The sequence below is a fragment of the Pelagimonas varians genome, assembly GCF_003208435.1.
GTDB lineage: Bacteria > Pseudomonadota > Alphaproteobacteria > Rhodobacterales > Rhodobacteraceae > Pelagimonas > Pelagimonas varians.
The window spans coordinates 178,847-201,544 of record NZ_QKMF01000003.1 but is presented as its reverse complement, the minus strand read 5'-3'; the positions used below and the strand labels follow the sequence as shown (position 1 = coordinate 201,544).

The following is a 22,698-nucleotide window of genomic DNA, read 5'->3' as shown; positions in this document are numbered from 1 at the left end:
CAATCCTTAGGGGCACACCCAAAGAGACTGAACACCCAAAAAATGAAACTCCGGCGGGTCAAAGAAATTCCTAGGCAATTGTAATAAATACACAAATTAATCCGTACACGCTCCTAGAGATCATCTGAATTTGCCCCCCCCAGCATCCCCAAAAACCTTCCGTGTCACTTGATGTCTTAAGAAAATCGTCAAGTTATTACTTGATATTTTTTATCAGGTATTGCATGCGCAAGCCTAGCCAGCGTTTCGCACCAGCCACCAAACCCTGAATTTGGAGATTGCGATGACCTTGATCCGCATGCTGGCCGCAACACTGGCTTTTAGTATCCCCGCCCTTCCGGCTTACGCCGGTAACATCACCCATGAGCTTGGCACGACAAAAGTTCCAGACAGCCCACAGCGCATAGTGGTCTTGGAATTTAGCTTTATTGATGCTCTGGCTTCAGTAGGAGTTGCCCCTGTCGGTGTTGCTGACGACAACAAACGTGATCGAGTTATCCCCGCTTATACGGACAAGATTGGAAATGATTGGGTGTCGGTCGGCACACGCAAGGCACCCAGCCTTGAACTGATTGCCTCTCTGGCCCCGGACCTGATCATCGCAGACAAAAAGCGCCACGCGGCAGCCTTTGATCAACTCTCTGAAATCGCCCCAACAATTGTCCTTGATAGCTTGGCGGGTGACTACCATGCCTCGGTTGAACAAATGGCCATCATTGGCGACGCAATCGGCAAATCGGATGAAATGAACGCGCGGGTCGAGGCACATAAAAAGACGATGGCGGTTTACAGCGCCCAGATTACCCCCCTTACCAAAGGGGTTTCCGCGCAGTTTGGCGTCACAAATGCCAAAGGCTTGTGGCTCCACGCGCCGGTGTCATACAATGGATCGCTCTTGGAGATGTTTGGATTTGACAGCAACATGATGCCCAAGGACGGGGGCGTTTATGAAAAAATTTACGTCCCAACTACGCTGGAACAACTGTCAGAAGTGAACCCAGACATCTTGATTTTCGGGGCCTACACGGACCCTTCTTTTGTCGATGGGCTGGCCGAAGACTCGCTGTTTAAAAACCTCACAGCAGTCCAATCCGGTCGGGTTTTCAATGTCACGGCACATAATTGGTCGCGCCTGCGCGGCATGTTGGCGGCTGAGCTAACAGCCAAAGACATTTTGGACATCATGGGCCAGTCCGAGTGAGCCATGTTGCCGCGCCGCGGGCATCCTTCGCTCCCAGTCTACCTGCCACATTGATCATTCTCCTACTTTTCATCACTGGCGGGTTATTCTCTGCGGCGACGGGTGGGCGTTCGGACGTCGGCCTAACGGATCTTTGGCATCCAACCGGGCTTGCCCGCGACGTGGTTTTCGAAATCCGCTTGCCACGGATGGGGGCTGCGGCCTGTTTGGGCATCAACCTTGGTTTGGCAGGGTTGGCTTTGCAGGCACTTACCCGCAACCCTCTCGCCTCTCCTGCGATATTGGGGATTAACCAAGGGGCCGCTTTTGGAGTCACACTCTCGCTTATCCTTCCGGGAGTTTTGCCGTTTTCTATTGAGGTCACCGCGACCCTCGGAGCCTTGATGGCCGGGCTGTTGACCTTTGCTATTTCGGGCGGGTTTTCCGGAAAAATGGAGCCTACCCGCTTAATCCTTGGCGGGATTGCGGTTGGTGCCTTGTCCTTTGCTTTGGTGCGCTTTGCCTTCACTCTCGAAGATGAGCTGGCCAGATCAGTGGTCCGCTGGACTGTCGGTGACATCTCCGACATTCGTTGGCGCGAGACCTCCAAATTGGCATGTTTCGCAGGTGTTGGATTTGCCGCCACTATGCTGATGGCAACCAAGTTCAACATCATGGCATTGGGTCAGGACTCGGCCAAAGGGCTTGGCCTTGATCCCCGCCTGACTTTGTTTCTGGGTGCGGGTTTGGCGGCGGGTCTTACGGGCGTTTCCGTAGCCGCAGCCGGGCCGATTGCCTTTGCCGGATTGGTCGTTCCGCACCTTGCCCGCCCTTTGGCAGGACATGACCACCGCTTATTGGTCCCTGTGACCGCGCTGCTGGGGGCCGGCCTTTTGATGATCGCCGATGGGCTCTCCAAAACGCTGACAGCCCCAATCGAGACACCAATAGGCGTCGTTGCGGCCCTTTTGGGCGCGCCGTTCTTTTTGTGGCAAACGCTCCGGTCCAAGGACTTGCTATGACACTGCGCCCACCTCTGACTTTGCTCGCATTGTTGGCTGCCACTGTAATTTCTTTGCTGTATGGCTTGTCGGCGGGTGCCATCGACATTCCACTGAAAACGATCATCAACACTTTGTTTGATCTCGAAGGCGACAAACAAAGCTACATCATCAATCGCTCGCGCCTGCCGCGTATGATATTGGCCTTAATCACCGGTGCTTCTTTGGCGCTGTCGGGGGTCATCATTCAGGCCTTGCTTCGAAATCCATTGGCCAGCCCAAAAATCATTGGCGTCAATTCTGGCGCTGCGCTGGCGGTGCTTCTATGCGCAATGATTGCCCCAGATTTAGCGATGTCATGGTTGCCGGTAATAGCCACAACCGGCGGTCTCCTGGCTGCGGGCATCATTTTATTTCTGGCCGAACTTCGCCCCGTAGCCCCTGCCCGTTTGGCATTGGTCGGAATCGCCGTTGGAATGACCGCCGATGCCGGTGTGGATTTTATCATGGTGACAGCAGATACCTACGAAATCTCCGCCCCTTTGGTCTGGCTGACCGGCTCACTTTGGGCGCGGGGGTGGCAACATGTGATGATGGTGTCGCCGGTCCTCGTCTTTCTTTGCAGCTTGGCCTTCGCTCTTTTTTTTAAACTTGATTTGTTGAAGCTAGGGGCCGAGCAAGCTCAAAGCCTTGGCCAGCCGGTCAAACACCTACGTTTGGCGCTCTTGATAATCGCCGCTGGATTGGCTGCCGTAAGTGTTTCAGCCGTTGGCGTGATAGGTTTTGTCGGGTTAATGTCCCCCCATATCGCGCACCGTTTGGTGGGCGGGCACCATGCCGTGCTGATACCCGCAGCTATGTTGGTGGGCGCATGCCTTGTGACCTTGGCAGATGGCGTCGGGCGCGCTTTTCTGCCCCCCATCGAAATCTCTGCAGGCATTCTTACCGCGCTGTTTGGCGCACCATTTTTTGTCTTTCTTTTGCTCTCTAGCCGCGAGGGAGACGCGCAATGACCATTACATTATCCAATGTCACTTCTGGATATTCCGGCTTTCAGCTCTCTGACATCACAGCCACAATTACCAAAGGAAGCTTGACCGCTCTGATCGGCCCAAACGGATGTGGCAAATCCACCTTGCTCAAAACCATCACCCGCCACATTACGAAAACCAGAGGCCAGATCACAATCGATGGCACCGATATTTCCCCCCTCTCCTTTAAGCAATTGGCGCAACTTATCTCTTTTTTACCGCAACACCCTGTGGTTCCGGCCGGCATCACGGTTGAGCAACTGGTTGGCTACGGACGTGCGCCCTATCAAAACCTGTTCGGCCTCCGCAGCGCATTGGACATAGCAAAAACCGACGAAGCGCTTGAGCTGGTTTCACTAAATGGCCTACGCAATTCCCTTGTAACGGATTTGTCTGGAGGTCAGAAACAACGGGCCTTCATTGCCATGTGCGTCGCCCAAAACACCCCTTATATTTTGCTCGACGAGCCGACCAGCTTTCTCGATATCCGGCATCAATATGAGGTGCTCGATTTGATGTACCTTTTGCATCGCAAGGGCAAAACGGTTGTCTGCGTGCTACACGACGTCGCCCAAACCGCCCGATTTGCAAGTGATGTCATTGTAATGAAGCAAGGTTCTTTGGTTCAGGCAGGCGCGCCGCATGACGTAATCACCCAAGACTTGGTGCTGGATGTCTATGGCATTCGGGCCAACGTTTACCCGGATCCGATTACAGGCACCTCTGTGATCAGCCCCCTGCCAAGGGATTGACGAATTTTTTTACCTGAGCAAAAACGGCCCTTGATTTACCTGAGTATTTTTGTCAACTTAATATTAACACTGCTAACGCCCCTCCGCGCCAGCCAATTTGAAAGACCTTTCGAAGAGACCTGTAGGGTGAGCAAAGCCATGTGCTTGAGTGATACTCAAGCCGCCTCTTCGGAAACGAAAGGAAGCCTGACATGTGCCCCCGTTTCCACCATCCGAAACTGAAACCGGTGTCTTCCTATGAACAATAGCAAGGCCCAAACCCGAGTAGACCAAGCTGGCTTGGATCAAGACGAGATCGCTCTTCTTGAGATGATGCGATACCTGTTTCGCACCTACGCCTCGCCCATGGAACAAGAGCGGATGCGCTGCGTACAGCTTGCTCATACCTACTTTGCCGGGGCGCATGAGGCTGAAATCTTGAATAACGTCATTGGGGTTGTAAATGCGATGCGATGCAGTCGCCAAAGCGGTTTTCAGTTTTCCAATCCGAATTGCTCAAATTGTGCTCAGTACCTTTGTTCCGACGAGAGGTTGCTTATCGGGACGCTCTCAGCGGTGAGGCGCGGCCAGAAAAGTCTGGCGCATGCCAATGCCCTGCTGCTTTGCGAAGGCAATGATCCAGTTCATTTCTTGGAAGTCACCGGTAGGTTGGGCCGGAATATCGCACGTTTTCGAGCGCCGTTTTCGGAAAAATGCGCCCAAACCAAACCCATGGCCCAGAAATTCAAAACCGCTTGTCCTAGTGCCAGTCTGATTGGCCAGCGCAGCGTCTGCTGTCGTTGTAAGAGATTTGGCATTGGGCTTAGCTTTGCATTGTCTCCAAAAGCTTGGGGCAATGCATGATGTCTGCGTCCAACGGAACGATCTGCGCCCGTAGAGAAACCAACTAAAAAACTAAGCTATTGCGCAACCGGGGAGCGCATGTAAAAAAGACACCGTTCGACAAGCCAAAGTATCCCTCCTTCTAGCCACGCGAACAGGTGCAAGCACCGTCGATTTCAGGCTAGGAGACCCGAATATGACACTTTTTCAAACCACTCTTTTGTGTGGGTTATTTTTGAGCTCAGTGGCCGTTGCGCAAACCACGCTCGAACAGCAACTGTCGATTGAACTCAACGCAGCTCAACCCAGTGAAACTGGCTGTACGCTTAGTTTTTTGATCACCAACGCCCATGATGCAAGTGTTGAAAAAGCGGTCTATGAGGCCGTCCTTTTTGACCAAAACCAACAGGTCAATCGCATGATGCTGTTTGACTTTGGAGCATTGCCAGCCAAACGTCCTCGGGTGCGCCAATTCATGGTTCCAAATCTAAGTTGCGCCAATCTGTCGATGGTATTGATCAACGGTGCAAATCAATGCGACGGTGCTGACCTGCCGGTCAACGCTTGCCTCAACGACCTCAAACTTGGAAGTCGCACGCCAATCAAGGTGCAGGGATGATCGCGTTTTTGCAAACTGCTTTGATGGATATCTACGATCTCGGTGGACCTGTCATATTGGTCATGCTGGCCGTTTCGGTCCTGACTTTGGCTGTCATGCTCTACAAGCTTTGGCAATTTTCGGCCGCTGGCGTTGGGCGTCATCGTGCTTTGGTCCGTGCCATTCAAGTCTGGGATGGTGGTCATCCAAAACAAGCGAAAAAAGAGCTTAGTGCTTCAACCAGTTATCTCGCACCTGTTATCAAAATGGGGTTTTCGCTCGGGTTTGATCGCACCCGATTAGAGACCGAAGCTGAAACCCGTTTTGCCAAACTTGAAGGTGGGTTGCGCTTTCTTGATAGCGTCGCGCAACTGTCGCCCCTGCTCGGGCTTTTTGGCACGGTGCTTGGCATGATTTCCGCGTTTCAGGCGTTACAAGAAGCCGGATCACAAGTTGATCCATCCATTCTTGCCGGTGGTATTTGGGTGGCCCTATTGACCACGGCGGTCGGGCTGGTCATTGCCATGCCGACCTCCGTTGTCCTCAGCTGGTTTGAGGTTCGCCTCGATCGTGATCGAGTTCTGGCAGGCCAAGCGATTGCCTCAATCTTAAGCCCTGGCTTAAACTCTGGCTCAAATCCCGGCACAGGTGCGAAAGGCGCACAGATCCAAAGTGCCGATGATGCCACGGGCCTACCTCCTCTTGCGACACCAAGCCATGCGTAAACGCCGCCAAAGACGGCGATTATCGATGACGTCACTAATCGATGTCATCTTCTTATTGCTGTTGTTCTTTATGCTAACATCAACCTTTACCCGCTTTGCCGAGGTCGAATTGACTGCGGCTGGCGGCGGGGCAGCCCCGTCCGATGTTCGCCCGCTTTTCCTTCAACTAGGCGAGGACACGCTTGGCCTCAACGGCCAAACTCTGGCCCTGTCCGACTTGCCCCAGACATTGCTGGATCAAAAAACTGACTCGTCCAAATTGCCCGTTATCATTGCGCTGCGCAGCGGTGTTTCCTCACAACGCTTGACCGACCTGCTGGTCACCTTGCGCAATGTGCCGGGAATTAGCGCCACGGTTTTGGGGGCATCATGATCCGAAAACGCAAAAAAACGGAACGGGAACCGACTATTGCCCTTATCAATATCGTCTTCTTGATGTTGGTCTTTTTCTTGGTTGCAGGCACCGTGGCAAGGTCCGTCGACACGGGTTTGACCCTTGTGCAAACCTCCGAGTTGCAGGGGAACGCCCCAGCGGATGCGCTTGTCGTTTACCCTGATGGACGGCTATCGGTCTTTGCAGAACCGGTCGCCGATGCTGCTGAGGTTTTGACCAAACTCAACTACGAAACCGGCCCTTTGCGGATTGTGCCCGATCGCAATCTCCCCGCCAAAGACTTGGTTCGTATTGGTGCAGACCTGCGCGCTGCCGGGGCCGAAAAGGTTTTGATCGTGACAGAAAGAGCTTTGCAATGATCGCCTCGTCTCGCGTGTTAAAAGGGTCTGCCCTCGTTTTGGCAGTTGCCACTCATGGTGCTCTGGCGTTGGTCGCAACTCCTGACGTCACACTTGAAGTCGAGGGGGCCTCGGGCGCGGCCCATGCCAAATTGGGCACCAGTTTCGCCGATATGGCAATGGGCGTCATGGGCGTGACAGAAACCACCGAAACAGCAGAACCTGTTGAGCCGGAAGAGGCTGAAGAACAGCCCAAGGAGGCCGTTGAACCCGAAACCCCAGATTTGGTTAAACCCGATTTGGGTGAACCGGCCAAAGCCGCGACGATCACATCGGAAATGGCGAAAAAACCTGAACTGGCGACGCCACAACAATTGGTCCCACAAAGCGCTGCACCTGTCGTGGCAATGGACGCTCCATCGCCACAGATGGCTATACATGAACCGCTTGCGGCCCCGGTTATGCAAGCGGCCTTGCCAGTTTTGTCAACCCTAACCCCGGTTCAAGCCGTAAATCCACTTGAGCCTACGCCAGTTGCCCCCGCCATGGCACCACTGCCAAAAGAGGTTGCGTCACCGGTCGAGCCGCAAATGGTGACCGCTCCGAAACCGGAAACCGCTGCGGTGTCATCGTCGCTGAGACCCCGGATGCGCAGTCGGGAATTTGAGACCGTGCACAAACCCAAACCCCAACCGCGCGCCAAGCCAAAACCTGAACCTAAACCAAGGGCCACAGCACCCGCCAAACCCGAACCTGCATCGCGCGGAAACAGCACAGTCAATGCGCGGGCAGGCTCGAGCACGGGCAAAGCCGGAGCAACAGCGAGATCAAGCGGATCAGATGGGAAAAAAGACCGCGCAGGCAATGCCGCAGCCAGCAATTACCCCGGAAAAGTGGTGTCCTACATCAAGCGTCGCGCAAATGTGCGGGGCCGAGGACGGGCAAATGTGACAATCAGAATATCGGCCAATGGCCAGCTTTCGAGCGTGACATCATCCAATGCCAAGGCTGCGGCAGCGATCCGGCGATTGGGCCGCGTCCCTAAGCCACCGGCCGGTGCAAAGAGGTCTTTCTCGTTTACGCTTACTTGGAAATGATCGGCAACCGCCACTGCGTGGCCCCGCCGGTCAAACCTGAACCAATGTCCTACCGCCCGATTGCACAACATGCGCATCGGTTCCGAAAACTGATTTCAGCATGTCGTTGGAAACCACATCCGCCGGTGCTCCCGACGGCCCCAACCGCCCGCCCTTGAGCGTCACAATGTGGTCTGCGTAGGCACTGGCGTAATTGATGTCATGCAGGACTGTGACAACGGTCCGTCCATGATCGTGCGCCACCCCGCACAATAGTTTCATCAACGACCGGCTAGCCGCGATATCCAGGTTATTTAGGGGCTCGTCCAAAAGCACATATTCGGTATCTTGCGCAAATGTCATGGCAACATGCGCGCGCTGGCGCTGGCCGCCGGAGAGACTGTCCAATGACCGCTCGGCCATGGCGGTAAGGTCAAACGCCGCAAGGGCCTCCTGAACTTTTCGCCTGTCATCGGCACTTGGACGGCCCTTGTGATGCGGGTAGCGGCCAAAGCTGACCAGTTCCGAAACGCTCAGCCGCGGGGCCACTTCTGACGCTTGCGGAAGGATGGCAAGTTTGCGGGCCAATACATCGCCGGGGGTGTTCGCGACGTCCAAATCATCCACTAGAATTCGACCTGCCTGCATCGACATGAGGCGGGCAATCAGACCAAGCAGAGTGGACTTTCCCGCTCCATTTGGACCGACCAAAGCCGTGACCCCTCCGCGCGGAATATCGAGTGTGAGGTCATGCAAGATTGGCACCGCCCCATAGTGATATGACAGGCCTGAAACGCGTATCATTTGCGCAATCCTTTCAAAAGCAGAGCTAGGAACAAGAGGCCACCCAAGGCATCAATGACCACCGACAGTGGCGTCGAAAGGCGAAGCACCCGCTCCAGTATCGTTTGACCGCCAACCAGAGTGATCGCGGCAATCAGGGCCGAAGACGGTAGCAGAACCGAGTGGTACGGGCCGGGTGTTACCAAGTGAGCGATAGAAACAACTACCAACCCCAGAAAGGCCACTGGCCCAACCAAGGCCTTAGAAACAGAGACCAAAATCGCAACGAGGATCAACGCTTGGACTTGTCCGCGTTTTGGGTTTTCCCCGAGGTTTATGGCAGCGTCATGGCCCAAGGCCAACACGTCTAGCCGAAAGCGCATCCGCCAGCATGCAGCTAGGGCCAAAACTGTCAAGGCACTGGCAATAAGCAGCAAATCCGTGTCTACCCAGGTAAAGCGCGCATAGCTCGCAACTTGGATGACAAAGTACTCATTTGGGTCAATCATACGCTGCATAAAGGATGTCAGAGATCGAAACAGCGTGCCGAAAATGATGCCCGTTAGGATTAGGCGCATCAGATCATGCGTGGTTTGAAACAGCAGACTGCCGAACAAGATTAGCGACGCGCCGACAAGCAACCCAACATTGACAAGGAAAAGCCCAATGAGGGGTAACTGCACGTACCCATGGCCGCCTAGAAAAAACACGGCCCCCGTCAAGAGCATCACATAGAGGGCATCAAAACCTATGATAGAAGGGGTTAGAATGCGGTTTTGAGTGATGGTCTGGAATAGTACCCCTGCCGTGCTAACCGACACGCCGACAAGGATTAGTGCAATCAATTTCCCGCCCCGAAAAGGCAGGACGAATGACCAGTTTCCCTTGGCCCCCATGGTCATATAAGCGAAGCAACACACGGCTAATATCAGTGCCAATGCCACCAATCGTTTAGCGTGCATGGTGCGGCCTCGCGTACAGCAGCCACAAGAAAACCACCGCACCGATAACACCAAACACCGTGCCAACCGGAATTTCAAACGGGTACCGCAAAACCCGCCCCAGAATGTCCGAGATCAACACCAACCCGGCCCCCATTATGGCAACCATGGGTAGGGTCTGGCGTAGATTGTCCCCAAAGCGCCGCGAGATGATGTTGGGCACCACAAGGCCAACAAAGGGGATCATTCCAACGGTCACAACTGTCAGCGCCGTTACGATTGAAATCGAGACTAAACCAATCAAAACCACCTGAGTATAGTTCAACCCAAGGTTCAGCGACACGGTGCGCCCCAGCCCAACAATTGAAAATTGATCCGCCACCAGATAGGTCAAAGCCCCAACAAGCGCGGCAATCCAGAGTAACTCGTACCGCCCCTTGAGCACGCCCGAAAATTCGCCAGTCATCCAGACATCGATGTATTGAAGCAGGTCATACTGATAGGCAACAAAGGTCACCGCGGCACCAAGAAGTCCACCATAAACCAACCCAACCAAGGGTACGAGCAAGGGTTGAGTCGGGGGCAATCGGCGCACGATCAACAAGAAACCGATCGAGGCCAGCAAAGCTGTGCCAGAGGCGAACCCCATACGCACCAAAAGCGGAGCAGATGGGATCATAACCGTCGCCAGCAAAATGCCTAGTGCCGCGCCCTGCCCTGTTCCTGTGGTCATGGGCTCCACAAACCGATTGCGCAAAATTTGTTGCATGATTGTGCCGGCAATGGCCAGAACCGCCCCCGTGATGATCACGGCAATTGTACGCGGAAAACGACTTGTTATCACAAGGCGTATTGCCTCAGGATCCCTGAATAAATCAGACGGATCCATGTCGATGACCCCAACAAAAAGTGACAACACGGCGAGCGCCATGAGGGTCAATATCCCCAAAAATCCCGCCATACGCCGTGTCATAGATCAGTGGCCTGAAAAGGCAGCTGTGATCTGATCTAGGGTCATTCCCATCGACTGAATTCCACCACCGGCAATGTAAAGTGGCGCGCTATCGAGATAGATCACCTTGCCGTTCTTCCAAGCGTTGGTTTCGTGAACCAAAGCGTTATCCAATGTGGCTCGGGCACGATCACCATCCTTGCCGATTGCGGCCTGACGATCGATCACTATCAAGACGTCCGGGTTGGCGTCGCGGATAAACTCAAAGCTGATGGCTTCGCCATGGGTGGCTTGTTCGACAGCTTCGACTGCCTCGCGCAAACCGATTGTGCTATGCAACCATCCAAACCGACCACCCGATCCATAGGCGGAAATCTTAGGCCCGTTTGTAATGATGATCAGAGCGCTCCCCTGATCGGCGGCCATTGCTTTTGTGAAATCCAATTTGGTGGTGAATGCCTCTGTCAGGCTCGCGGCTTCGGCTTCTTTGCCAAATATTTTGCCAAAGGCCTCCAAACGCGCCAAACCCTGCCCAACAGTGTCTTCCCAAATTGTCATGTCGACAGTTGGAGCGATTTTGGCCAAGTCGGGCGCAACTTTGGACGACCGACCACCGGCAACGATCAGGTCTGGTGCCATTGCAGCGACGGCTTCAAAATCAGGTTCGAACAAGGATCCGATGGGCGCGGCACCCTCTTTGGCGGCGTCCAGATATGTCACAAAAATCGGACCAACAACGCCGGTCGGTTTCACACCAAGCGCGTCTAGCGTATCCAGCGATGCCACATCAAAAACGGCAATCTTTTCTGGGTAAACAGGCACATCAACGGCACCTGCGTAAGTTTCAACAGAAATAGTTTCAGCGGCCAGTGGTGACGCGATGGCGGCCAGCGAAAGGGCCATGGAAACGGATAGCGTTCTCAGCATTCGGACTCTCCTGATTGCTGCATGGCTGACCGTTTGGCTGGCTTTGCTCAAAATATTGGGGCTTGATTAGGCGCTTGAAAAAGGCGAGGCAAGTCTTAACTGACAAAATCTATCAGATAAGGAAAATTCGATGCTTCACCTCACAGGCAGTTTTGAAACCCCCAATGCGTCCAAATACCTTGGGCAGCTGTGCAAACACTTCGCTCATAAAATCGAAGTTACTCACAGAGACTCCGAGGGCACCTGCGTCTTTCCGATGGGCAATGCGACCCTCAAGGCAGATGACAATAGATTGACAGTGGAGTTTGCGCTTGATAACCAGGACCATATCGAGATGGCGAAGTCAGTAATCGACAGTCATCTGGAGCGGTTCGCCTTTCGTGAAGACTTCAAACACATGAACTGGGAATAGGTGAACCCGACCAAAACACACTGAATTCATTCAGTAATATGGCCGAGGCCAAGTGTTGTAACTTTCGTTTTTCGGGTGCAGTCTGGAATAAGCCAAACGTCAGTTAGCCAAATTCCCAAAATCCAGACCGCGCGCATTTTTGTGCGCCTCGGAAAAAAGGAACCAGTTATGAGCGGCGATCCCAAAGTCATTGAAGTCCTTTTCGCCGCCTTGCGCAATGAGTTGACCGCAGTGAGCCAGTACTGGCTACATTACCGCCGAGAAGAGGACTGGGGCCTTGGCAAAATGGCCAAGAAAAACCGTGCGGAAAGCATCGAAGAGATGGAACATGCAGATAGTTTGATCCAGCGCATCATCACGCTTGGTGGTCATCCAAATTTGCAAAAACTCAACCTGCTGCGCATTGGTCAGACTGTTCAATAAACCCTCGAGGCCGATCTGGCGGGCGAAGAAAGCGCGGCAAAAACTGTATCGCGAATCCCGCGATGTGTGTTTTGAAGCCAAAGATTACGTGACAATGAAACCGTTCAAAGAGCTGTTGGTCGACGAAGAGGGCCATATCGATTTCCTCGAAACTCAGATCGAGCTTTTCAACAAGCTGGGCGAAACCGCTTATATTCAGCTCAATGCCTCGACCTACTATGAGGCCGAGTAAATTCAGGGCATCACGGACAGGTAAAGGGCGCTTTGACAGCGCCCTTTTTGTGCTTCTACAAACGGTTAGAATTTGGCGTTCAAAACCAATCTAATGTTGCGCCCCGCCCCTTCGTATTGGTCGATGGGTTGATAGCTTTCGTTCAACAGATTTCCGGCCGCCAAGCTAAGCGAAAACTGATCGTTCAAATCTGCTGAGATCTGCAAATTCAATGTCGCATAGGCGTCCGCTTTGTTCGCAATATCGCCCGAAGAATCGCGCAAAACGGCCTTCTTTTCACCAGTAGCAAACAGGTCCCATTCACCCGAAATCCCCTGCAACTCCCGATCCCGACGGACACCAATCGTCGCGGAAAACTCCGGGGAGCCGCTTTCTTTGGTGTTATAGCCATTGGCGTAGGTGAATTCGCGTTGCAGGTATTCTGCCTTGGTATAGGGGCGCAACTGCCACAGGCTTGATTGATACTCGGCGCTGATTTCCACACCTCAACTTTTGGCGGAGTTCACGTTTTGGTAGGTAAATTCGCGTGATGTCGCCATTGCCACCGTTGTGATGTAGTCCCGCGCTTTTGAGTAAAACAACGTACCGTCGAAGCTAAAACCATCGTGGTCGATCCGTCTACCGATTTCAGAAGTTGTCGAAGTCTCTGGATTGAGATCCGGGTTGCCGGTAGTCACCCCGCCTGACCCGGCAGATGTTTCCAGATAGAGCTGGGCAAAGAATGACAGTGTCCGAATGCTGGCGTCCGAATGCAGGAGCGTCGTCGAGGCCGGCCCAAACGGAGAGCTTGTGACAGTCGCTTTGTTCGCAGTGCTGCCATCCAGCCGTCAAGATTGCTGCAACAATGCTCCAAAGGCTGGTTTGGGGAAGCTGCATTGTGGCATTTGGTAGATCGATGAAGGGTGGAGAACCGCCGTTAACAGCCCTGCGCGGGTGCAGCGCAATTTGACGGAAGCAGCGGTTCACAGGTTTATGTCACTACAACATATACTACAGCAGCAGCAAGGTCGCCTATATGCAGGAACCGGGTTTTGCACAGATTAGAACGTCTCCACGGCAACTTAACCCAGATGCAGCATCTATGCTCTCCTTGTCATATTGTGCCCGCTTGACAGATGGCCGCCGGGATTCCACAAAAAAGCCGGATCAGGGTCGGTTCTTCAAAGGCTTGACGCACATATTTTTTCCGAGAATGTGTCACGACGGGTCTCGCTCGGTTTGTAGTTCTGGGCGGGACAGGCAACTTCTCGTTTTTTCATGGCTTTTGCACTGGTGATTTTCTTGGGAAACCAGACGATATGATCCATCCCGCAAAGCCTATAAATTCTGAGGAACTGAAGAGCTCCTGTTGATCTGAGGGTTGAAATGTGTTCGCCTGAAAGGGGGATTTTGCCCGCATCTTTACAGGAAGAATTATGCTCAACAAAATTTTGCTGCTCAGCCTTTCGGTCGCAATGCTTGAATCTACTGCGTACGCTGCAACCGATGGTCATACCGTTTCGGATGATGTCATCGCCGCGCAGCGTGCAACCTTATCCGCCGCGACGCAGGGCCAAGGATTTGGACCACAATCGCCGCGTGACATTGATGCGCTGGATGGCGTCAACCAACGTGTTTTCGGATCTGCCCCAGACGTGGGTAACATGATGCTGTGCGACATTCATTTTCATGAAAACGCCGAGCACAAGGGAGGTGGCTTTACCACCTATGCGGGCAACGGCGACGGAAACGGCTATGGCACCGGCTTCAAGTACGACGGTGCCCTCACTGACGCCGAGCGCGCACCAATCGACATGTCCGTCGGCAAAAGCGAACATGGCGACCTCGTGCCGGGAGATACGATCGAGATCCATTTTGTACACTCGACGGCGCAAGCGACTTTGGGCAATGGCCTCGGCACCTGTTTAAGCGACGCTATCGGCAATCCGCAGCTGCGGGTAGAGACGGTCGTGGCCGTTCTTGTGTCTGAGGGAGGTGTCGATTTCACCGAAATGGCCCACATTGAAAAAGTCGAAGGTATAAATCAGGTCCCTAACCTTCCAACTGATTTGGGGCAACCGGTCGTATATGAAGGCTCAACCACCGGCCCCGGCTATAACGAAAAAGCGTCACCATTCCAGGTAACCTGGAGTGTGCGCCCGGGAGTGGCCAAGTTGAATATTGCCTCTGTTGGCAAGTGGCTTAGCGACAACCCGTTTGGGGAAAACCACGCACACGGCGTGCGCAATCTGGTTACTAACCCCAGCTTGTTGTCGCCAATCAACTGATTTGGGAATAAGAGCAGGGTAGGTTTTGATGCTTGCCCTGTTCTTAGGTGAACAGTTGTTTTGCCCAAAGCCGACGCGTTTTAGGTAGAGACGCAACGATTGGTTTTGATGAGTACTCAGGCTCGATAATCTTGAGTTGGCTTTGACATCTCTTCGTTCGATGGCCCCCTTAATTGGTTCCGCTGTTTCGCGCTTGTATAAGCGACCGACGGCGAACGGTTTGGGTGGTGAATATGTTGCTTAAATCGACCAGTTTTGGATGAGTGTCGCGTCGCAAAAGATCCAAGCCCCGCTTCATCCAATTTGCGACAGCACGGCCGATGACAAGGCGCGAATACAGGTCAGACCCTCTCACGCATCAAAACATCTCCAGCCAACTGAAACGCCGTTGGGTTGGGGGCAGATCCGATTATGTGGTCCATTCGGCGCAAAGACCGAATTCCTTCTCTCAAAAATCGCCCAAATGCTAGGCTTCCTGGCCTTCTATTTGGCTGCAGCGACACTGGCAGGGATCGAAGCCGCAGACGTGATCCGCAAGGAGCCGTTTGGTCAAAATGGTGCGTCGCATTTTCACGCTGTTTGCGGCTCTCGCTGGAAAATTGTGTCGAGCGTAACTTCTCACCCAGCCATTGAGGGAGTTTTCGACAGAACCGACGGCCATGGCCCGAGTGTTTTTTGGTCCCCTAAATCCATCTTCGTTGATTTGCGTCAATTGCGCCCTGCTCAAGAAAACTAGGCTTATGTCAGATTTGAAGAAAGCAGAGCAAAACAGGAGCAAAACTGTGAAGACAAGCAAAACGATGATTGTACTCGCCAATTCCAGAGTAGCGAAGTTCTTTGTCAATCCGGGGCGGGGCAGCGGGTTGGTTCCTGCAACTGTCGAAACCCTGCAAGCGGCCCCCCCAAGGCTCTATGCAGACAGGGCCGGAGTGAGCCATAGCAGGGTCGGTCCGGGTGTTTCAGCCGTCGAGCAATCAGACCCCAAGGCGCAGGCGGAAGCAGAATTCGCAGCTAGTATTTGTGATTTTCTGGAAACATCGCTGAAACAAGGTGACTACAAGCAGCTTGTTATTGCTGCCGGGCCCCACATGCTGAGCAGCATACGAAAAGCGTTGTCCGAAAAGGTCTCAAAGCTGGTTATCGCAGAGTTGGACAAAGACTTGACACAGGTACCGGTCATGGAATTGCCAAAGCACTTCGATGATGTGCTTGCCATCTAGAAACGATGCAGTCGGACGACAGCGGATTGACAGCGCCGGGGTTTGATACGGTTAGGCCGGCCTGCGAGCGGCTCGACATTCCTGCATCACTATTTTGGAGCCCGGCACTTGAACAAATCCACATCGAAACAGGCCAAGGTTGGCAAAGCACGCGTGCCAACGACGTTGGTACCAACGGACATAACGGCCGAACCGCAGCACAAGCATTATGATATTGATCGTGCCATTCGGGCCGCCGTTGCAAAGATGGCGGGCGGTATATCCCCTCATTCAGCCTACGAAGCCTGGAGCGATTGGGCCATGCATCTGAACCGCTCACCCGGGCGCCAGTTGGAACTCACCGAGCGCGCTCAGTCCAACGTGCTAAAACTGTTGCGGCATTCTGCCAGCACACTGTTAGGCAAAGACAGCACCCCCCCTTTTCAGCCGAAAGATTACGATCACCGCTTTGTTGATCCCTCTTGGAACAATGCCCCCTTTATCTTCTGGCAACAGGGCTTCCTAGCGATGCAGGATTGGTGGGACCAAGCAACGGACAACATGCGCGGGCTTCACAAACAAGACGCTGATCGCACCCGTTTCCAGATGCGGCAGTTGCTGGATTTTGGTGCCCCCTCGAACCTGCCATGGATGAACCCCGAGATCATTGCCGAAACGGCAAGAACAGGCGGCAGAAATCTCGTGGACGGAGCCTTTCATCTTACCGAAGACATGATCCAAACGCTCACCCAGACCCATAAACCTGCACCCGAAGGATATGAAATCGGTGTCGATCTGGCCTGCACGCCCGGGGAGATCGTGTTTCGTAACACTCTGTTCGAATTGATTCAGTACGCGCCCCAGACCGATCAGGTTCAGGCAGAGCCTATCTTGTTCATTCCTGCCTGGATCATGAAATATTACATTCTCGACCTCTCGCCGCACAACTCGATGATCAACTATCTGGTGCAACAAGGGTTTACGGTCTTCATGATCTCATGGCGCAACCCGACTGCGGATCTATCGGGTTTATCGCTTGAAGACTATCGAATAAACGGCGTGCTGGCGGCACTGGACGCGATCAATACGATTGTTCCAGACCGGAAGGTTCATGCCAACGGGTATTGCCTTGGGGGCACCTTGCTGGCCATCACAGCCGCGACAATGGCGCGAGATGGCGATGAAAGACTTGCCTCCGTTACATTGATGGCCACGCAGGTGGATTTCGCCGAAGCTGGTGAATTGCTCATGTTCGTTGATGAAAGCCAGATTGCTTTCGTTGAGGATATGATGTGGAGCCAAGGGTATCTAGATCGCCCACAGATGGCGCGAACGTTTTCCGCTATTCGTGCTGAAGACCTTATCTACACCCGTGCGGTGAACCGTTATTTTCTTGGGAAAGAGGACTTGCCGACAGATATTGGCGTTTGGAACGGCGATACGACACGGATGCCTGCGCGGATGCATTCAGAGTACCTGCGCGGTCTGTTTTTGGAAAACCGCCTGACTGCAGGGCGTTTTGCAGTAGAAGGACGGGTCATTGCGTTGAAAGATATTTCGACACCGATGTTTGTCATCGCAACCGAGACCGATCACATTGCGCCCTGGCGATCGGTCTATAAAATCCAGCTTTTCACAGACTGCGATTTGACTTTCGTTCTGACAAAGGGCGGTCACAATGGCGGAATTCTGAGCGAACCCGGACATGCCGACCGCCACTATAGAATTGGGCATCGGGCTGCTGGCGCACTTTACAAAGGGCCCGATCTTTGGCTTTTTCGACAAACTGCGGTCTCTGGATCTTGGTGGCCTGAATACACGAATTGGCTAAATGAGAACAGCAGCGATCTGGTATCTCCGCCTCAATCTGGCCCCCTCTCACCAGGCTTTGAACCCCCTTGCGCTGCTCCCGGAACGTATGTTCATCAAACATAGTGACGCGAGAGATGGGAAAATAACCAACTGGAAAAGCTTTTCAAATTCTGCAACGCAAAGCTGTCTTGTCCATCTCGCCAAAAGATGGCCGCGGGCGTCTATCCAACCCGGGCCTTTGCAGCATTTGGTGGCGTGAGTTTAACACCCCAACGGTTTAGCGTGGCATGGTCGACGTCTACACCGTGCCCGGCCATGACTGCTTCCAAATCTCGGCATGACACCCTGTAGCTGACGCAGAAAAACACCGCGTACAATAACGCTCTCGGGGCTTTGGTGCCTTTGAAATCAGCCGTCACAGCTGGCAGCTCACATGCAAATTTGGAGGCAGGCACCTAACACAACAACTCCATGATGCCCTTCACGCAGTTATTTGCGACAGAGCCATTTACAGAGCCTTGTTTGAAAGACAGGTCATGTGTTGCAGACTGTGCACATATCAAATGCGCAGCGTTGTTTTTGCGTCAAAAAGCTTGGCCTTTTCCATATCGGCCTCAAACATGAAGAGTGTTCCCTCAGGCCGCGCGTCTTCTGGCCTGACACGCGCGACAACGTCCAGTCCGGCGTGGTGAAACAAGATCATGGTATCCGGGCCTGTCGGCTCGACCACGCTGATCGGGCGTTCGAAAATGAACCGGTTCGCGCCAGGCAGTTCAGTACCGGCTGCAAAAATCGCCTCGGGGCGCAGTCCCAGGATCACGTCTCGTCCTTCCTGCCCGCAGGCCCGCTCTGATAACGCAGGTGGCAGCAGAAAATCGAGTGGTTCGTCCTCTGGACCGCCGGTTGAGACCACACACTGACCACCTAGCGTGCGAATCTTTCCAGGCATCATGTTCATCGGCGGGGAGCCCATGAATCCGGCCACGAACAAATCGACGGGATCCTCATAGATTGTCTTGGGATCGGCAAATTGCCGGATGTGGCCATTGTCCATGACCGCGATCCGCGAGGCAAGCGTCATCGCCTCGATCTGGTCATGGGTCACATAGACGATGGTTTTGCCCAGCCGCTGGTGCAGTTTTTTGATCTCGGTCCGCATCTCGATGCGCAGCTTGGCGTCGAGGTTTGAAAGCGGCTCATCAAACAAAAAAACATCTGGCTTGCGCACCAACGCGCGCCCCATTGCGACCCTTTGGCGCTGGCCGCCCGAAAGTTGACCGGGTTTGCGCGACAACAACCTTTCGATCTGCAGCAGCGTGCTGATTTCTGCGACAGCTGCATCCTGATCCGCCTTGGGAATACCACGTGACACCATGCCAAAGGTGATATTGTTGCGCACTGTCTTGGTCGGGTAGAGAGCGTAGGATTGAAACACCATTGCGATGTTGCGGTCGCGCGGCGGGGTGTCATTGACCCGCTTGCCACCGATATAGATGTTGCCCTCGGTAATCGTCTCAAGCCCGGCTATCAAGTTCAGCAGAGTTGACTTGCCACAGCCCGACGGCCCGACCAGCACTACGAATTCTCCGGGATCAATGGCCAGATCAATGCCCTTGATGACTTCGGTCGCGCCAAAATTCTTTTTGACCATTTCCAGACGAATATCAGACATCGCGCTACCCCTTTACTGCGCCGGCGGACAGACCGCGAACAAAATACGCCCCAGCGATCACATAAACCGCCAATGTCGGCAGTGCGGCGATGATCGCAGCAGCCATATCAACATTGTATTCCTTCACACCCGTCGACGTGTTCACCACGTTATTCAGCGCGACCGTAACCGGGTTGCTGTCACCGACTGTAAAGGCGATGCCAAACAGAAAGTCGTTGCAGATTTGCGTGTATTGCCAGATCACTGTTACCACAACCGCAGGCAATGACATGGGCAGGACGATCCGAAAGAAGATCCCGAAAAAGCCAGCGCCGTCGATCTGGGCTGCCTGTATGATCCCACTGGATACACCGATGAAAAAATTTCGGAAAAACAGCGTGGTAAAGGCTAGGCCGTAGATGACGTGCACTAGAACCAGCCCCGGGATCGTCCCCGCAAGCCCCAAGACACCAAGCGTGCGGGCCATCGGCAACAGGATCACCTGAAACGGAATGAAGGCACCGAAAAGGATCAGCGCGAATATGATGTCCGCGCCGGGAAAGCGCCATTTCGTCAGTGCGTATCCGTTGAGCGCGCCAAGAATCGTCGAAATCGTGACCGCAGGCACAACCATCGCGACTGAGTTCCAGAAAAACGGCTTCAGGCCATCGCAACGCACCCCGACACAGGCTGAACTCCATGCTTTGGCCCACGCATCAAAGGTGACGTCCTGCGGCAGGCTCAGCAGTGACCCCGCGCGGATTTCTTCGAGTGACTTCAATGAGGTGGCAATCATGACGATCAGGGGGATTAGGTAATACAGGCAGAACACGCCAAGCGTCAGGAACAGCAGCGTGCGCATCATCAGATGCCGCGTCCCTTTTTGTTGAACTATTCCGCCCAAGTTATTGCGGCTCATTGTTTGGTCCCCCGTAATTCGGAATACAGGTAGGGAACCACGATCGCGATAACCGTCGCGAGCATCATCACGGCACTTGCTGCCGCAACGCCTAACTCACTGCGCTGGAACGCAAAAGAATACATGAAAGTCGCTGGCATAGCTGTAGCATAGCCCGGCCCTCCGCCTGTCAGGGCAATGACAAGGTCGAAGCTTTTGATCGCCAGATGCGCAAGAATGATCACAGTTGACAAAAATACCGGGCGCATGATCGGCAGCACGACACTGAAATAAGTGCGAAAGCTGCCCGCTCCATCTATTGCAGCGGCCTTCAGAATTTCATCATCAACCGACCGCAATCCCGCCAGAAATAGCGCCATCGCATAGCCCGAAGACTGCCAGACGGCAGCGATGACGATGGTGTAGATCGCATAGTCCGAGTTGACGAGCCAATCGAAGGTGAACTCCTCGAACCCGGCTTTTCGAACGAAATTCTGAATGCCCAGACCGGGGTTGAGGATCCATTTCCAGACCGTTCCGGTCACGATGAACGACAGCGCCATCGGATAAAGATAGATCGTTCGGATCACACCTTCGATGCGGACACGCTGATCAAGAAGAATCGCCAGAAAGATCCCGATTGCCAGACTTATTCCGATGAATAGCGCCGAGAATACGAACATATTGCCAAGCGCCACATACAACCGTGGCGTGGCCCACAGCCGTTCGTATTGTGAAAGGCCTTCGAACGAATAGTTCGGCATCACACCGGATTTCGTAAACGAGATGTAAACCGTCCAGAGAATGAACCCGTAAACAAAGAACAGGCTAAGCGCAAAGAGCGGTGAGACGACGAACCGGGGAAGCCAGAGTTCTATTTTTTGGCCAAGCGGGACGGTGCTATGGGTGCGGGGTGCCATTTGAATCTGCGCCGGGGCGGATCCCCCGGCGCAAGCTTTCTATTGCGCGCGTGCGACGGCTGCCGCAAGCGATTGCACCGCCTCTTCGGAACTCATGTCCGAGTTGAAGAAGTTGGTCACAAGGTCAATAAACTCACCACGAATGGAACGTGGGATAGCCATTTCATGCGCCATTGATGGCACCAGCGCATCATTTTCAATCGCGGCAAGAAGGTCTTCGTGTGACCGCAACGCGCAGGCGTCAAAAGATTCAAGTGACACGTCAGTGCGCGCCGGGATCGACCCTTTGGCTAGGTTGAAGGTTTCTTGAAACTCTGGCGACATGATCAGGCCGGCAAGCACCTGTTGACCTGCGATGTTTTCCTCGCCTTCAACCTGAAAGAACGTGAAGCTATCGGAGTTCAGCACAAATCCGTTACCCGGGGTTGGGGCGCATAAGAAATCAACACCCGGAACTTTTCCGGCGGCCAGAAATTCCCCCTTGGCCCAATCGCCCATAATCTGAAAACCTGCTTCGCCGCGCATGACCATACCGGTTGCAAGGTTCCAGTCGCGCCCTGAAAAATTGTCATCGACGTAGCCTCGCATTTTGCGCAACTGATCGAACGCCGCGATCATCATATCGCTTTGCAGCGCGTCCTGATCCAACTCAACCAGCGCTTTGCGGAACAAGTCCGCGCCGCCAATGCCCAAGACAACGTCTTCAAACACGGTCGCGTCCTGCCAAGGCTGACCACCATGGGCCAGCGGCACAATGCCGACTGCCATCAGTTTGTCGGCCGCTGCGTTGAATTCATCCCAGGTTGTCGGCATCTGCGTGACACCGGCAGCTTCAAGTGCCTTTGGGTTGGCCCACATCCAGTCGACGCGGTGGATGTTGACTGGCGCAGCCACATATGCGCCCTCGTACTTCATAATATCTGCAAGGACAGGCGGCAGCACCGCGTCCCAGTTTTCGCTTTGGGCCACTGCATCAACAGAGTTCAAAACACCTTCGCGGGCCCATTCTTGAATACCTGGACCTTTCAGTTGCACGGCGGTTGGTGGATTTCCGGCGATCACCCGTGCACGCAATGCTGTCATCGCAGCATCACCGCCGCCGCCTGCAATGGGCGAGTCGATCCAAGTGCCATCTTGGGCTTCAAAGGCGTCTTTCAACTCTCCGACCGCCTTTGCTTCGCCCCCCGAAGTCCACCAGTGAAGTACCTCTACTGTGCCTTCTGCACCAGCGAAACCAGGGCCAATGGTTGTCAGGGTTGCTGAGACCATAAGCGCTTTCTTAAGGATATTCATCAGGTCTTCCTTTTCTGAAAAGCAGAGACCGACGAACCCTGCTGTCTGAACATGCTGTCCGAGAAACAGCC

The 22,698-nt window shown here is 53.8% G+C and carries 24 protein-coding genes and 1 pseudogene; 15 read left to right on the top strand and 10 right to left on the bottom strand.

The window, feature by feature from the left end; all coding sequences use genetic code 11:
* Positions 1-283 precede the first annotated feature (283 nt).
* From C8N36_RS05365 to C8N36_RS05320, 10 genes are all read left to right on the top strand, one after another.
* The gene (locus C8N36_RS05365; RefSeq protein ID WP_211318225.1) at positions 284-1,201 is read left to right on the top strand and encodes an ABC transporter substrate-binding protein; all 918 of its coding nucleotides are present in this window, start codon (positions 284-286) and stop codon (positions 1,199-1,201) included.
* Positions 1,198-2,202, top strand: a complete 1,005-nt coding sequence (locus tag C8N36_RS05360) for a FecCD family ABC transporter permease (protein ID WP_211318224.1) — start codon at positions 1,198-1,200, stop codon at positions 2,200-2,202. Before C8N36_RS05365 ends, C8N36_RS05360 begins: the two co-directional genes overlap by 4 nt.
* Positions 2,199-3,194, top strand: coding sequence for a FecCD family ABC transporter permease (locus C8N36_RS05355; RefSeq protein ID WP_097804724.1), 996 nt, complete (start codon positions 2,199-2,201; stop codon positions 3,192-3,194). The genes C8N36_RS05360 and C8N36_RS05355 overlap by 4 nt, the downstream gene beginning before the upstream one ends.
* Complete coding sequence (locus C8N36_RS05350) at positions 3,191-3,964, top strand: ABC transporter ATP-binding protein (protein ID WP_097804725.1); 774 nt, start codon at positions 3,191-3,193, stop codon at positions 3,962-3,964. The genes C8N36_RS05355 and C8N36_RS05350 overlap by 4 nt, the downstream gene beginning before the upstream one ends.
* A gap of 237 nt (positions 3,965-4,201) precedes the next feature.
* Positions 4,202-4,807, top strand: coding sequence for a hypothetical protein (locus tag C8N36_RS05345; RefSeq protein WP_097804726.1), 606 nt, complete (start codon positions 4,202-4,204; stop codon positions 4,805-4,807).
* Positions 4,808-4,982: 175 nt separating this feature from the next.
* Positions 4,983-5,405, top strand: a complete 423-nt coding sequence (locus tag C8N36_RS05340) for a hypothetical protein (protein ID WP_245910731.1) — start codon at positions 4,983-4,985, stop codon at positions 5,403-5,405.
* The gene (locus C8N36_RS05335) at positions 5,402-6,109 is read left to right on the top strand and encodes a MotA/TolQ/ExbB proton channel family protein (RefSeq protein WP_097804727.1); all 708 of its coding nucleotides are present in this window, start codon (positions 5,402-5,404) and stop codon (positions 6,107-6,109) included. Before C8N36_RS05340 ends, C8N36_RS05335 begins: the two co-directional genes overlap by 4 nt.
* 25 nt (positions 6,110-6,134) lie before the next feature.
* The gene (locus C8N36_RS05330; protein ID WP_245910730.1) at positions 6,135-6,482 is read left to right on the top strand and encodes an ExbD/TolR family protein; all 348 of its coding nucleotides are present in this window, start codon (positions 6,135-6,137) and stop codon (positions 6,480-6,482) included.
* Positions 6,479-6,862, top strand: a complete 384-nt coding sequence (locus tag C8N36_RS05325; protein ID WP_176527085.1) for an ExbD/TolR family protein — start codon at positions 6,479-6,481, stop codon at positions 6,860-6,862. The genes C8N36_RS05330 and C8N36_RS05325 overlap by 4 nt, the downstream gene beginning before the upstream one ends.
* The gene (locus C8N36_RS05320; RefSeq protein ID WP_097804729.1) at positions 6,859-7,938 is read left to right on the top strand and encodes an energy transducer TonB; all 1,080 of its coding nucleotides are present in this window, start codon (positions 6,859-6,861) and stop codon (positions 7,936-7,938) included. Before C8N36_RS05325 ends, C8N36_RS05320 begins: the two co-directional genes overlap by 4 nt.
* Before the next feature lie 30 nt (positions 7,939-7,968).
* On the opposite strand, the gene C8N36_RS05315 is transcribed toward C8N36_RS05320, so the two are convergent.
* From C8N36_RS05315 to C8N36_RS05300, 4 genes are read right to left on the bottom strand one after another with little or no spacing between them, the layout of a single operon-like run.
* Entirely contained in the window at positions 7,969-8,721 is a 753-nt protein-coding gene (locus tag C8N36_RS05315; protein ID WP_097804730.1) for an iron ABC transporter ATP-binding protein, read from the bottom strand.
* Positions 8,718-9,602, bottom strand: a complete 885-nt coding sequence (locus C8N36_RS05310) for an iron chelate uptake ABC transporter family permease subunit (protein ID WP_425451770.1) — start codon at positions 9,600-9,602, stop codon at positions 8,718-8,720. Before C8N36_RS05310 ends, C8N36_RS05315 begins: the two co-directional genes overlap by 4 nt.
* A gap of 49 nt (positions 9,603-9,651) precedes the next feature.
* Complete coding sequence (locus C8N36_RS05305) at positions 9,652-10,602, bottom strand: ABC transporter permease (RefSeq protein ID WP_211318229.1); 951 nt, start codon at positions 10,600-10,602, stop codon at positions 9,652-9,654.
* Between the two features lie 15 nt (positions 10,603-10,617).
* Positions 10,618-11,520: a siderophore ABC transporter substrate-binding protein gene (locus C8N36_RS05300; protein WP_097804733.1), complete on the bottom strand. Its 903-nt coding sequence runs from the start codon at positions 11,518-11,520 to the stop codon at positions 10,618-10,620.
* A gap of 130 nt (positions 11,521-11,650) precedes the next feature.
* Between C8N36_RS05300 and C8N36_RS05295 the strand changes: the two genes are divergently transcribed.
* Both C8N36_RS05295 and bfr read left to right on the top strand, forming a co-directional pair.
* Positions 11,651-11,932 (top strand): DUF2218 domain-containing protein, encoded by a 282-nt coding sequence (locus C8N36_RS05295; RefSeq protein ID WP_097804734.1) that lies wholly within the window; start codon positions 11,651-11,653, stop codon positions 11,930-11,932.
* Positions 11,933-12,100: 168 nt separating this feature from the next.
* A pseudogene (bfr, locus tag C8N36_RS05290) lies at positions 12,101-12,587 on the top strand (bacterioferritin).
* A gap of 65 nt (positions 12,588-12,652) precedes the next feature.
* On the opposite strand, the gene C8N36_RS05285 reads toward bfr, so the two are convergent.
* Both C8N36_RS05285 and C8N36_RS24750 read right to left on the bottom strand, forming a co-directional pair.
* Positions 12,653-13,069, bottom strand: a complete 417-nt coding sequence (locus C8N36_RS05285; RefSeq protein WP_097804735.1) for a TonB-dependent receptor — start codon at positions 13,067-13,069, stop codon at positions 12,653-12,655.
* 3 nt (positions 13,070-13,072) lie between these two features.
* Positions 13,073-13,291 (bottom strand): TonB-dependent receptor domain-containing protein, encoded by a 219-nt coding sequence (locus C8N36_RS24750; protein WP_342769571.1) that lies wholly within the window; start codon positions 13,289-13,291, stop codon positions 13,073-13,075.
* Between the two features lie 711 nt (positions 13,292-14,002).
* On the opposite strand from C8N36_RS24750, the gene C8N36_RS05275 reads away from it, so the two are divergent.
* The 3 genes from C8N36_RS05275 (at position 14,003) to C8N36_RS05265 (ending at position 17,988) form a co-directional block, all read left to right on the top strand.
* Positions 14,003-14,854 carry a delta-class carbonic anhydrase gene (locus C8N36_RS05275; RefSeq protein WP_097804737.1) on the top strand — a complete coding sequence of 284 codons (852 nt, stop codon included), beginning with the start codon at positions 14,003-14,005 and terminating at the stop codon, positions 14,852-14,854.
* 782 nt (positions 14,855-15,636) lie between these two features.
* Entirely contained in the window at positions 15,637-16,074 is a 438-nt protein-coding gene (locus C8N36_RS05270) for a host attachment protein (RefSeq protein ID WP_170125810.1), read from the top strand.
* Between the two features lie 108 nt (positions 16,075-16,182).
* Entirely contained in the window at positions 16,183-17,988 is a 1,806-nt protein-coding gene (locus C8N36_RS05265; RefSeq protein ID WP_097804739.1) for a PHA/PHB synthase family protein, read from the top strand.
* Between the two features lie 436 nt (positions 17,989-18,424).
* Here C8N36_RS05265 and C8N36_RS05260 read toward each other — a convergent pair whose 3' ends face one another.
* Genes C8N36_RS05260 through C8N36_RS05245 form a run of 4 tightly spaced genes read right to left on the bottom strand, consistent with a single transcriptional unit; the run spans position 18,425 to position 22,627 of the window.
* Positions 18,425-19,537, bottom strand: a complete 1,113-nt coding sequence (locus C8N36_RS05260; protein WP_097804740.1) for an ABC transporter ATP-binding protein — start codon at positions 19,535-19,537, stop codon at positions 18,425-18,427.
* A 4-nt stretch (positions 19,538-19,541) separates the two neighbouring features.
* Positions 19,542-20,435 carry a carbohydrate ABC transporter permease gene (locus C8N36_RS05255; protein ID WP_097804741.1) on the bottom strand — a complete coding sequence of 298 codons (894 nt, stop codon included), beginning with the start codon at positions 20,433-20,435 and terminating at the stop codon, positions 19,542-19,544.
* Positions 20,432-21,334 (bottom strand): carbohydrate ABC transporter permease, encoded by a 903-nt coding sequence (locus C8N36_RS05250; protein WP_097804742.1) that lies wholly within the window; start codon positions 21,332-21,334, stop codon positions 20,432-20,434. Before C8N36_RS05250 ends, C8N36_RS05255 begins: the two co-directional genes overlap by 4 nt.
* Before the next feature lie 39 nt (positions 21,335-21,373).
* Positions 21,374-22,627, bottom strand: a complete 1,254-nt coding sequence (locus tag C8N36_RS05245; protein WP_097804908.1) for an ABC transporter substrate-binding protein — start codon at positions 22,625-22,627, stop codon at positions 21,374-21,376.
* Positions 22,628-22,698 lie beyond the last annotated feature (71 nt).